The following is a 12,724-nucleotide window of genomic DNA, read 5'->3' on the forward strand; positions in this document are numbered from 1 at the left end:
CTTATTTCTATAATCATTAAATAAAAAATACCTTCTGGCATTCACAAAATACTAAAAATGCAATTAACCCCCGTTAGGAATGGAAATAACATACTTTTATGAGAATAATAACAAAAAACAAAACCTGACTAAAAGAAAAGAACATCCGAAAAAACACATTATTAATTAGTACATATATATATTGTGTGAAAAATTGTTTTCTAATATCTTTGCAGCCTTAAATATTATACACTAAATGATTAAAATTACTTTACCTGACGGAAGTATTAAGGAGTTTGCCAAAAACAGTACTCCTATGGATGTTGCTAAAAACATAAGTGAAGGATTTGCAAGAAACGTGATTTCTGCCAATTTTAACGGAACAACTGTTGAAACCACTACTCCATTAATCACTGATGGTTCATTAATTTTATATACATTTAATGACGATGGAGGAAAAAAGGCTTTCTGGCATTCTTCTGCTCATATTTTGGCGGAAGCGATTTTAAGCTTTCACCCAAATACAAAATTAACTATTGGGCCTGCAATTGATAATGGTTTTTATTATGATTTGGATTTAGGTGATGAAACGATTTCTGAAAAAGATTTTGCTGCAATTGAGAAAAAGTTTTTAGAAATTGCTCGCGGAAAACACGAATTTAAAATGCGCGATGTTTCTAAAGCTGATGCTTTGTCATTATATAAAGAAGAAAACAATCCGTATAAAGTTGAGTTGATTGAAAATTTGACTGACGGTGATATCACGTTTTGTGACCACAGTAATTTTACAGACTTATGTAGAGGAGGACACATACCAAATACTAGCATCATAAAAGCCGTAAAAATAATGAATGTTGCTGGCGCGTATTGGAGAGGTGATGAAAAGAACAATCAGCTAACACGTGTTTACGGAATTTCTTTCCCAAAACAAAAAATGCTAAAAGAGTATTTAGAACTTTTAGAAGAAGCCAAAAAACGTGATCACAGAAAATTAGGAAAAGAATTAGAACTGTTTACATTTTCGCAAAAAGTTGGAGCAGGTTTGCCTTTATGGCTACCAAAAGGAGCTGCTTTGCGCGCTCGTTTAGAAAACTTTTTAAAAGCGGCGCAAAAAAAAGCAGGTTACGAAATGGTAATGACACCACATATTGGTCAGAAAGAATTGTATGTTACTTCTGGACATTATGAAAAATATGGAGAAGATAGTTTTCAGGCGATAAAAACTCCGAAAATGGATGAAGAGTTTTTATTAAAACCTATGAATTGCCCTCATCACTGTGAAGTATACAACTTTAAACCTTACTCATATAAAGATTTACCAAAACGTTTTGCCGAATTTGGTACCGTTTATAGATATGAACAAAGTGGAGAATTACACGGTTTAACTCGTGTAAGAGGTTTTACACAAGATGATGCTCATATTTTTTGTACACCAGAACAATTAGATCAAGAATTTAAAGAAGTGATTGATTTAGTATTATATGTTTTTGGTTCTTTAGGTTTCGAAGATTTTACTGCACAAGTATCTATTAGAGACAAAAGTAATCCTGATAAATATATAGGTGATGTTAAAACTTGGGAAATCGCCGAGAATGCAATTATTTCTGCAGCATCAGACAAAGGTTTAGATTATGTTATTGAAGAAGGTGAAGCTGCATTTTATGGCCCTAAATTAGACTTTATGGTAAAAGACGCTTTAGGAAGAAGTTGGCAATTAGGAACTATACAAGTTGATTATCAACTACCAAAACGCTTCGAATTAACTTATAAAGGCTCAGACAATCAATTACACCAACCAGTAATGATTCATAGAGCACCTTTTGGTTCTATGGAACGTTTTATTGCAGTTTTATTAGAACATACAGGAGGTAATTTCCCACTTTGGTTAACGCCAGATCAAGTTATTATTCTGCCAATCAGTGAGAAATATCAAAAATATACCGAAAAAGTTTTAGAATCGTTAGAAAATTCCGAAATTCGCGCCCTCGTAGACAACCGAAGTGAAAAAACCGGACGTAAAATACGAGATGCAGAAGTGAGTAAAATCCCATTTATGGTGATTGTAGGAGAAAAAGAAGAAGAAAATGGTACAGTTTCTGTAAGAAAACACGGTGAAGGCGACTTAGGTACATATACAATTGAAGAATTTGTATCTTTAATTAAAGAAGAAGAAAACAAAACATTGAAGAAATTTAAGTAATTTTGAATTTCTAAGTAAAGAATAAAATAAAAGACTGATAATCAGTCATAAATTAACTTTTAAATTTATAAGTCATAGCAATTAGAAGAAGCAGGTCTAGAAGACCACTAAGAGTAATCAAAGAAGATCAACACAGAATTAACGACAAAATAAAGTATGTTGATGAAGTTCGTGTAGTTGGCGATAACGTTGAAGTTGGCGTATATCCTTTAGCAAAAGCGAAGGAAATGGCCAGAGAACAAGAGTTAGATTTGGTAGAGATATCACCAAAAGCAAAACCTCCTGTTTGTAAAATTATTGATTACAAGAAATTCTTGTACGAGCAAAAGAAACGTGAAAAAGCTTTAAAATCTAAGGCAACAAAAGTGACGATTAAAGAAATACGTTTTGGACCTCAGACAGATGAGCATGATTACGAATTTAAGAAGAAACACGCCATTAAGTTTTTACAAGATGGAGCAAAATTAAAAGCATTTGTTTTCTTTAAAGGAAGATCTATCATCTTTAAAGAACAAGGACAAATTTTGCTTTTAAAACTAGCGCAAGAACTAGAAGAATATGGTAAAGTAGAGCAATTACCAAAATTAGAAGGTAAACGTATGATTATGTTTATTGCTCCTAAAAAAACAAAATAAAGAAGCCCACCTTAATCCTCCCAAAGGGAGGAGACTAGGAATTAAATAAAATATAAAAAACAGCTTTTAACTCCTCTCCTTTGGAGAGGTTGTGAGAGGCTTATAAGCAAGTTAAAAACGAAGGAGAGATGCCTAAAATGAAAACAAAATCTAGCGCCAAAAAACGATTTAAAGTTACTGGTACTGGAAAAATTAAAAGAAAGCACGCGTTTAAAAGTCACATTTTAACAAAGAAGTCTAAAAAACGTAAATTAAAGTTAACTCATGATACTTTAGTACATAAGTCTGATGAAGCTAACATTAAGCAACAATTAAACTTAAAATAAGTTTAATAAGGGAATTTAATTATTAACCATGGAGTTAGGCTAAGCAAAAGAATTATGAATTATGAATTATGAATTATGAATTATTGAGTACTACTCATAATTTGCAATTAACCGATTCGTAATTAAATAATCGCCTACTACAAAAAACATTGAAATTATGCCAAGATCAGTAAATTCAGTAGCTTCAAGAAATAGAAGAAAAAAAATCTTGAAAGCAGCAAAAGGTTACTTCGGACGTAGAAAAAACGTTTATACAGTAGCAAAAAATGCGGTTGAAAAAGGTATGCTTTATGCATATAGAGACCGTAAAAACAATAAGAGAAACTTCCGTTCTTTATGGATTGTGCGTATTAACGCTGCAGCTCGTTTACACGGAATGTCTTACTCTCAGTTTATGGGAAAAGTAAAAGCTAACAATATCGAATTAAACCGTAAGGTTTTAGCAGATTTAGCTGTAAACAACCCAGAAGCTTTTAAGGCAGTTGTAGAGAAAATTAAATAAATATTAATTACTTGCTTATAATAAAACCCAAACATTCTCGTTTGGGTTTTTTTTATAAATTTACATTTCCAAACAAAACAACAAACTAATGAAATCTTTTTTAATAGCTTTATTAACTTTAACAACTACACTCACTTTTTCGCAAGAAGTAACAAAAGAAAGCAATTCTATAAAAAATCAATTTAATGAACTTTACAGAAAATCGAGCACATATCAAACCTATAAAGTAATTAGTAAAGAAAAATATCAAAAATTAAAATTAAATGTTTTAGATTCTTTAAAAACATCCAAAGAAATTATTTCTGAAAAAGAAAATCAATTAAAAGAAGAAAGAGCTAATATAGAAAAAACAAAAAACCTTTTATCTAAAACGCAATTAGATTTAGAAGCATCAAACAAAAAAGAAAACTCAATTTCTCTTTTTGGCATTCAATTAAGTAAAACAACTTATAATCTTTTATTATGGAGTCTTATTTTGATTTTACTTTTAGCATTATCTTACTTTATTTTTAAGTTTTCTAGAAGCAACATTCTTACAAAAGAAGCAAAAGAGAGTTTAATTGATGTTGAACAAGAATTTGAACAACATAGAAAAAAATCGCTAGAAAGAGAGCAAAAATTAAGAAGACAGCTTCAAGACGAAATAAACAAACAGCGAAATGTTTAGTTTTAAGCATTTTAAGAATTATTACATCTATTTTTCAATAACATTATTTATGCTAAATCATCAGAAATAATATGTATTACAACCTTAATGTTATTAAACTAATAATTATTCTTTAAACAAAAAAAAGTACTTTTATATTTTGTAATTTTGCACTTATTATTATACCTTAATGGTCGTTTTTTGACCGGCAAAAAATAATAAAAACCAAACTACAAAAAAATTATGAAAGCCCTTTTTTTTACTAGAGAATTCCCTCCTTATGTATATGGTGGAGCTGGTGTTCACGTAGAATATCTAGCAGAAGAATTAACTAAACTTATGAAAGTTGATGTTAAATGTTTTGGAGATCAGAATGAATCTAGCAATAACTTAACAGTAAAAGGGTTTCCATTTGAAAATCCTATTTTTAATAATTCTGATGACAAACTTAAAGCGGTATTTAAAACCCTAAGTACAGGTTTGCATATGAATGCAGAAACAATAGATGCTGATGTTGTTCATTGCCACACTTGGTATGCGCATTTTGCGGGTATTGTAGCAAAATTGTGTTACGGAATTCCTCTAGTAATTACAACACATTCTTTAGAGCCTTTAAGACCCTGGAAAAGAGAACAGTTAGGGCGTGGTTACGATGCATCTTCTTGGATAGAAAAAACGGCAATAGAAATGGCAGATGCTTTAATTGCTGTTTCAGAAGAAACAAAAGAAGATGTTTTAAAACATTTTAATGTTGATAAAAACAAAGTTAAAGTTATTTATAACGGTATTAATTTACAAGAATATGTAACTACTACAAAAACATCTACTTTAGATGAATATGGAATTGATAAAAACAAACCCTATGTACTTTTTGTAGGTAGAATTACCCGACAAAAAGGGATTATTCACTTAGTAAATGCCATAAAATATATAGATTCAGAAACACAAATTGTACTTTGTGCAGGCGCGCCAGACACTCCAGAAATTGGCAAAGAAATGGAAGGTGCTGTTAACGAAGTTAAAAAAACACGTAAAAATGTTATTTGGATTGATAAAATGGTTACTAAAAAAGAAATCATTCAGCTCTATTCGCATGCAGATGTTTTTTGTTGCCCATCAATTTATGAACCTTTTGGCATCATAAATATTGAAGCTATGGCTTGTGATACTGCTGTAGTTGCAAGTGCTGTTGGTGGTATTAAAGAAGTGGTTGTAAATAACGAAACAGGAATTTTAATCCCTGTAGAACAACAAGACTCAGCTCCTTTTGAACCTGTAAATCCAGAAAAATTTTCCAAAGATTTAGCAGATGGTGTAAATAAATTAATTAAGAATCCTGAACTTAGAGCATCAATGGCAAAAAAAGGACGCAAAAGAGTGGAAGATTATTTCGACTGGACATCAATAGCAAAACAAGTAGAAGAATTATATAAATCATTAAAAAAATAAAGCAATGATAAATGATAAAGTATTAGGAATTATTTTAGGAGGAGGACAAGGTTCTAGATTATACCCGCTAACAAAAGACAGATCTAAACCAGCAGTACCTATTGCTGGTAAATATAGATTAGTAGACATCCCTATTTCTAATTGTATCAATACCGATATAAAAAGAATGTATGTGCTAACTCAATTTAATTCTGCTTCATTAAATGCACATATTAAAAACACCTATCATTTTAGTTTTTTTAGTTCTGCTTTTGTTGATGTTTTAGCCGCAGAACAAACCATTCATAGCGATAAGTGGTTTCAAGGAACTGCAGATGCTGTAAGACAAAGTATGCAACATTTTTTACAACACGATTTTGAGTATGCTTTAATACTTTCTGGAGATCAATTATATCAAATGGATTTTAATGATATGATTAAAAAACACGAAGAAAGTGGTGCAGAAATTTCTATTGCCACCTATCCTGTATCATCAAAAGAAGCCACAGAATTTGGTTTATTAAAAACTAATGACGAAAATGTAATTACTTCTTTTATAGAAAAACCCGCTGCAGAATTATTACCAAATTGGACTTCTGATGTTGGTGATGAAATGAAAGCTCAAGGTAGAGATTACCTAGCATCAATGGGAATTTATATTTTTAACAGAGATCTTTTGGTTGAGTTAATGAAAACCCCAGATACTAATGATTTTGGGAAAGAAATTATACCACAAGCAATTAACAAACACAAAACATTAAGTTATCAATATGAAGGTTATTGGGAAGATATTGGTAATGTAGATTCTTTCTTTGAAGCCAATTTAGGATTAACAGATAGTGTTCCTCAATTTAATTTATATGGCGAAAAAGGAATTTATACTAGAGCAAGAATTTTACCTACTTCTAAAATTTCTGGTACTATTTTAAATAAAGCTGTAATTGCTGATGGATGTATCATTCAAGCCGAAAAAATTGATAGAGCTGTTATTGGCATTCGTTCTAGAATTGGTAAAAACTCATTAATTTCTAATACTTATATGATGGGTAATGATTTTTATGAATCTTTAGAAGAAGTAGCAAATAACAACATAGAAATTATGATGGGAATTGGAGATAGATGTTACATTCATAACTGTATAATAGACAAAAACTGTAGAATTGGAGACGATGTAAGAATTAATGGCGGAACTCACATAAAAGATACTGAAACAGACACTTATATGGTTAAAGACGGAATTGTTGTTATTAAAAAAGATGCCACAATACCAAAAGGAACCAACATAGGCTAGTCTAAACTTTCTTACATATTTATTATTATAAATTAACCAAATAAATGCAAAATCAAAGTAGAATTGTTGTAGAAAATATTGCTCCACAAATTAACCAAGGAACCGTATTTATAAAACGTGTTGTTAATGAAATTGTAAACGTAACTGCAGATGTTTTAGTAGATGGTCATGACATACTGCAAGCCAGTTTATTATACAAACATCAAAAAGAAAGAAAGTGGTCAGAAATTAGAATGTTACCCACAGAAAATGATGAATATACAGCTAGTTTCAAAACCATAAAACAAGGTTTTTATACTTATAAAGTTGAAGGTTGGGTAGATTATGCTTTAAACTGGCAACATGGTATTGAAAGAAAAATAGACGACTATCAACACGTAAATTCAGAACTTTTAGAAGGAGCAGAATTAATTGCAGAAATTGCTAAAAAAGTGACCAAACAAGAAAAAGAATACTTACAACATCTTGTTACTATTTTTAAAAATCCTGATTGCTATTCAGAAGCAATAAAAGAAGCTATCTCAGAAAAGTTAGCAACCGTTTTTAAAAAATATCCTCAAAAATTTCTAACAGAAACCTCTAAGGAATACCAAGTTTATGTAGATAGAGAAAAAGCTAGATTTAGTACTTGGTACGAATTTTTTCCACGTTCTGCCTCAGAACAAGAAGGCAAACACGGCACTTTTAATGATTGCCACAGATTACTACCAAGAATTGCAAAAATGGGGTTTGACACCTTATACTTCCCTCCTGTTCATCCTATTGGAGAAGTAAACAGAAAAGGTAAAAACAATACAACAGTTGCCCAAGAAGGCGATGTGGGTTCTACTTGGGGAATTGGCTCAAAACACGGTGGCCATAAAGACATTCATCCAGAATTGGGGAATTTAGACGATTTTAAAAACTTAGTTGCCAAAGCAAAAGAATTAGGAATTGAAGTTGCAATGGATTATGCTTTGCAAGCTGCACCAGATCATCCTTGGGTTACCCAACATCCAGATTGGTTTAAATGGAGACCTGACGGAACTGTACAATACGCAGAAAATCCTCCAAAAAAGTACCAAGATATACTTCCAATTTATTGGGAAACAAAAGATTTTAAAAACCTTTGGAAAGAATGTTTAGACACATTATTATATTGGATTGATTGTGGAATTAATGTTTTTAGAGTTGATAATCCGCATACAAAACCTTACTATTTCTGGGGATGGATTATTGCCGAAGTAAAAAAACAACACCCAGATGTGTTATTCTTAGCAGAAGCTTTTACAAGACCAAAAGTAATGCAACAATTGGCAAAACAAGGTTATACACAATCTTACACTTATTTTACTTGGCGAGATTCTAAATATGAATTGATGGAGTATGTGAATGATTTAACGCAAACAAATCAAAAAGAATATATGCGTCCAAATTTTTGGCCAAATACACCAGATATCAATCCGTTTCATTTACAAGGAGCACCTGAAAGCAAATACTTGCAACGTTATGCATTGGCGGCAACTTTAAGTTCTAATATTGGTATTTATGGTCCTGTTTTTGAGCAAATGATAAGTGATCCAATCCCTGGAAAAGAGGAATATTATATGTCAGAAAAGTTTCAACTTTGTCATTACGATTGGTTTAAAGAAAATAAAGTAACTACTTTAATTGCTAGAATTAATACTATTAGAAAAGAAAACGAGTCTTATCAACAAACAAATAATATAAAATTTGTAGAAACAGGAAATGATCAATTAATTGCTTTTTATAAATGGAATGATAATAGAACCAATGAAACCTTAACGGTTATCAGTTTAGATGCATATAACTCTCAAACAGGTTCTGTTCAATTGCCTTTGTATAATTTAAAAATAAATCACGGTCAAAAAATAGAGGTAGAAGATTTAGTAACAAGAAATTGTTACAATTGGTATAATGAATGGAATTATGTAGAATTACACGCTAATTTACCTTTTCATATTTTTAAAATAAACAAATAAAAAAGATGAAAACTGAGTCTAAACCAATGATTTATTCTTCTAAAAACAAATGGGAAAAACTTATTGAAGATAAAGGTTTTGTGAATGTTTTTTTATCAGATATTTTAGAAGAATACATACAAAAGCAACGTTGGTATGGAGGCAAATCTAGTCAATTAAAATACATAGAATTAAGCGAATACTTCAAAATTCAAAAAAATGGCGAAGTCTATTTTGGACTAATTTTAGAAGTAAATTTTATTGAGGCTTTTTATCATCACTATTTTTTACCCATCGCTTTTGTTTCTGATAAAAAGTACACAAAAGATGGCAGAATTCTTCCTCTAAAAGTAAAAAACCAAGAAGGCTATATTATAGATGCTATGCATTTAGAAGCTTTTAGAAAAGTTGTGTACGAAAGAATTAGCGCAGCTTTACCAATAGATAAAACGCCTGTACAATATCATAAATCAGAAGATTTTAGTTTTCCGCCTTATAAATCATCAAGATTTATGGGCGTGGAACAAAGCAATACATCCATTATTTATAATGATGCTTTTATCTTAAAATTTTTTAGAAGAATTTATGCCGATAAAAACCCTGATTATGAAATGAGTCGTTTTTTATCGCATAAAAAAGATTTTAAAAACACGCCTCCTTATTTAGGAAGTATGAATATTATAGATTCTGAAAACACCAATATTACCATTGCATTAATGCAAAAATTAGTTGCTAATAATGGAGATGCTTGGCAGTATTTTTTAGAAGAATTACACACAACTTTTAAATCTATAGATAGTAAAAAAATAAAACTGAAAGACTTACCAGATATTCCAATTTTTGAAAGGAGGAAAATATCTGAATTACCACCTCAAATGGTAGATTGGGTAGGTTTAAATTTATTGAATAAAATAAATTTATTAGCACAAAGAACTGCAGAAATGCATATTACTTTAGGTTCAGAATTCGAAGAAACCACCTTTACTCCCAGTCGTTTTAATGGCGATTATACAGTTTGGCTAAAAAATAGATTAACTTATCAATTTCAAAATAGATTAAACTTAACAGAAAATAATTTGCATAAATTAGAAGGGTATTCTCTAGAGTTGGCAAAAGATTTTTTAAACAAAAAAAACGAAATTAGAAAACGCCTAGTTAATTTTGATTGGACTAAGTTAAAAGGCGAACGTATAAGAATTCATGGAGATTATCATTTAGGACAAATATTAGTACAAGATGATGATTTTTGTATTTTAGATTTCGAAGGAGAACCCGAAAGTACCATTAGAGATCGTAAAGTAAAACAGCCACCTTTAAAAGATGTTGCTGGTTTGTTTAGATCTTTTCATTATGCAATTTATTCAACAATTTTTAGTAACCAAAAAAGCTATTCAAAAACACAAGAAGAACTTTTTGAATATGGCGAATTATTATACAAATATATGGTTGCTGTTTTTTTAGAAACCTATAGAAACATCACCCAAAAAGAAAACCTAAGTATTGGTTATAAAGAAGAAAGAACCTTTATATTGAAGTATTGCTTGTTAGAAAAAGCAATTTACGAGTTAGGTTACGAACTTAACTCAAGACCAAAATGGACAATAATACCTCTAAAAGGTATTGCAAATATTTTGAACTCATAAAACTATGGCGCAAACAAAAGTACACAGTCTTTTTACAGAATTTGACATCAGCCTTTTTCAGGCAGGAAAACATTACCGTCTTTACGAAAAATTTGGTGCTCACATTACAACTTCAGATGGAGAAAAAGGAACCTATTTTGCAGTTTGGGCACCCAGTGCTAAATCCGTTTCTGTAATTGGCGATTTTAATTTTTGGTTAGAAGGAGAACATCATTTAAATGTACGTTGGGATGGAAGCGGAATTTGGGAAGGATTTATACCAAATGTTGGTAAAGGCTGCATTTACAAATACAAAATTAGAAGCTCTAACAACGATATAACTACAGAAAAAGCAGATCCTTTTGCAAGAAGATGTGAACATCCACCAAAAACTGCTTCTGTAGTTTGGGAAGATGATTATGCTTGGAACGATAAAAAATGGATGAAAAACAGAAAGAAAAAAAATGCGTTAGATGCACCTTTTTCTGTATATGAAGTTCATTTAGGTTCTTGGAAAAAACAAATTGAAGAAAATCGTTTTTTAAGCTATAGAGAATTGGCAGATGATTTAGTAAATTATGTTGCAGAAATGAACTTTACCCACGTAGAGTTTATGCCCATTATGGAATATCCTTATGACCCAAGTTGGGGTTATCAATTAACAGGATATTTTGCTCCAACATCGCGTTTTGGAACTCCAGATGAATTTAAATATTTAGTTGATAAATTTCACGAAAAAGGAATTGGCGTTTTATTAGATTGGGTGCCTTCTCATTTTCCTTCAGACGATCATGGATTAGGTTTTTTTGATGGTTCTCATTTATACGAACATCCAGACAGAAGAAAAGGATATCATCAAGATTGGAAAAGTTTAATTTTTAATTACGGAAGAAACGAAATAAAAGCCTTTTTAATTAGTAACGCTATTTTTTGGTTAGACCAATATCATGCAGATGGTTTAAGAGTAGATGCAGTTGCTTCTATGCTATTTTTAGATTATTCTAGAGAAGAAGGACAATGGGAACCTAATGAATTTGGCGGTAGAGAAAACTTAGAAGCAATTAGTTTTATAAAAGAAATGAACGCAGCAGTTTATGAATCTTTCCCAGATGTGCAAACTATTGCAGAAGAATCTACCTCTTTTCCTCAAGTTTCGAGACCAATTTACGATGGTGGTTTAGGTTTTGGTATGAAATGGATGATGGGTTGGATGCATGACACTTTAGATTATTTTGCCAAAGAACCTATCTACAGAAAACATCATCAAAACGAATTGACTTTTAGTTTAAATTACGCTTTTACAGAAAACTTTATGCTACCTCTTTCTCATGATGAAGTAGTGTATGGTAAAAAAGCGATAGTTGATAAAATGCCTGGAGATGAATGGCAAAAGTTTGGAAACTTACGTTTATTATATAGCTTTATGTATACGCATCCTGGAGCAAAATTATTGTTTCAAGGTGGTGAATTCGGACAAACTTCTGAATGGAATTTTAACGGTAGTTTAGATTGGCATTTATTAAATTATGAAGTTCATAAAGGTGCACAAACTTTAGTAAAAGACTTGAATAAATTCTACAAAAAAGAACCAGCTTTGCATCAAAAACAATTCTCTCACGAAGGTTTTGAATGGATTGATTTTGGAGATCATCAAAATTCGGTACTTTCTTATTTCAGAAAAGGAATCAATGAAAAAGACAATATCATTATCGTATTAAACCTAACCCCCATACCTAGAGAAAATTACAGAATTGGATTGCCTAAATCAGGAACTTTAAAAGAAGTTTTTAATAGTGATGCAACAAAATATAATGGCACTGGTAATTTTAAAAACATCAATTTAAAATCAGAACAAAAAAAATGGAATAGTAGAGAAAATTCTGTAGAATTAAATTTACCTCCCTTAAGTATGATTGCTTTTAAATATAAATAAAACAAAACCCTCTTATTTATTTTGATATTTTAATAAAAAAGAGGGTTTCTTTTTTTAAACCTCATAAAAAAAAAAGTCATTTTTAATGACTATAAAAAATCTTATACAATATTTTTAAAAGAAATTATATCACACTAATTTTTAAATAAATAAACAATATTTTTGCGCCTAAAATTGACTAAAACGTTATCGTAAATAACA

General features: G+C 30.6%; 10 protein-coding genes. All 10 read left to right on the forward strand.

The annotated features are described in order from the left end of the window. Window positions 1–235 precede the first annotated feature (235 nt). The 10 genes from thrS to glgB all read left to right on the forward strand — a co-directional run bounded on the left by thrS (window position 236) and on the right by glgB (window position 12,523). On the forward strand, window positions 236–2,179 hold the full coding sequence (thrS, locus tag ACY2RX_RS12830; protein WP_490104379.1) for a threonine--tRNA ligase: 1,944 nt from the start codon (window positions 236–238) through the stop codon (window positions 2,177–2,179). 116 nt (window positions 2,180–2,295) lie between these two features. After that, window positions 2,296–2,814 (forward strand): translation initiation factor IF-3, encoded by a 519-nt coding sequence (gene infC, locus ACY2RX_RS12835; RefSeq protein ID WP_262885939.1) that lies wholly within the window; start codon window positions 2,296–2,298, stop codon window positions 2,812–2,814. A gap of 128 nt (window positions 2,815–2,942) precedes the next feature. Next, on the forward strand, window positions 2,943–3,140 hold the full coding sequence (rpmI, locus tag ACY2RX_RS12840) for a 50S ribosomal protein L35 (protein ID WP_298949978.1): 198 nt from the start codon (window positions 2,943–2,945) through the stop codon (window positions 3,138–3,140). Between the two features lie 157 nt (window positions 3,141–3,297). Then, complete coding sequence (rplT, locus tag ACY2RX_RS12845) at window positions 3,298–3,642, forward strand: 50S ribosomal protein L20 (RefSeq protein WP_109406024.1); 345 nt, start codon at window positions 3,298–3,300, stop codon at window positions 3,640–3,642. Window positions 3,643–3,730: 88 nt separating this feature from the next. Then, the gene (locus ACY2RX_RS12850; RefSeq protein WP_490104380.1) at window positions 3,731–4,309 is read left to right on the forward strand and encodes a hypothetical protein; all 579 of its coding nucleotides are present in this window, start codon (window positions 3,731–3,733) and stop codon (window positions 4,307–4,309) included. 222 nt (window positions 4,310–4,531) lie between these two features. Continuing rightward, window positions 4,532–5,737 (forward strand): glycogen synthase, encoded by a 1,206-nt coding sequence (glgA, locus tag ACY2RX_RS12855; RefSeq protein WP_490104381.1) that lies wholly within the window; start codon window positions 4,532–4,534, stop codon window positions 5,735–5,737. Between the two features lie 4 nt (window positions 5,738–5,741). Beyond that, window positions 5,742–7,007, forward strand: a complete 1,266-nt coding sequence (locus ACY2RX_RS12860; RefSeq protein WP_490104382.1) for a glucose-1-phosphate adenylyltransferase — start codon at window positions 5,742–5,744, stop codon at window positions 7,005–7,007. A gap of 44 nt (window positions 7,008–7,051) precedes the next feature. After that, the gene (locus ACY2RX_RS12865; RefSeq protein WP_490104383.1) at window positions 7,052–8,989 is read left to right on the forward strand and encodes an alpha-1,4-glucan--maltose-1-phosphate maltosyltransferase; all 1,938 of its coding nucleotides are present in this window, start codon (window positions 7,052–7,054) and stop codon (window positions 8,987–8,989) included. A gap of 5 nt (window positions 8,990–8,994) precedes the next feature. Further along, a complete protein-coding gene (locus ACY2RX_RS12870; RefSeq protein ID WP_490104384.1) occupies window positions 8,995–10,611 on the forward strand; it encodes a trehalose synthase in 1,617 nt (538 codons plus the stop codon). 4 nt (window positions 10,612–10,615) lie between these two features. Then, window positions 10,616–12,523 (forward strand): 1,4-alpha-glucan branching protein GlgB, encoded by a 1,908-nt coding sequence (glgB, locus tag ACY2RX_RS12875; RefSeq protein WP_490104385.1) that lies wholly within the window; start codon window positions 10,616–10,618, stop codon window positions 12,521–12,523. Window positions 12,524–12,724 lie beyond the last annotated feature (201 nt).

The organism is Polaribacter sp. 2405UD43-2 (assembly GCF_058147125.1).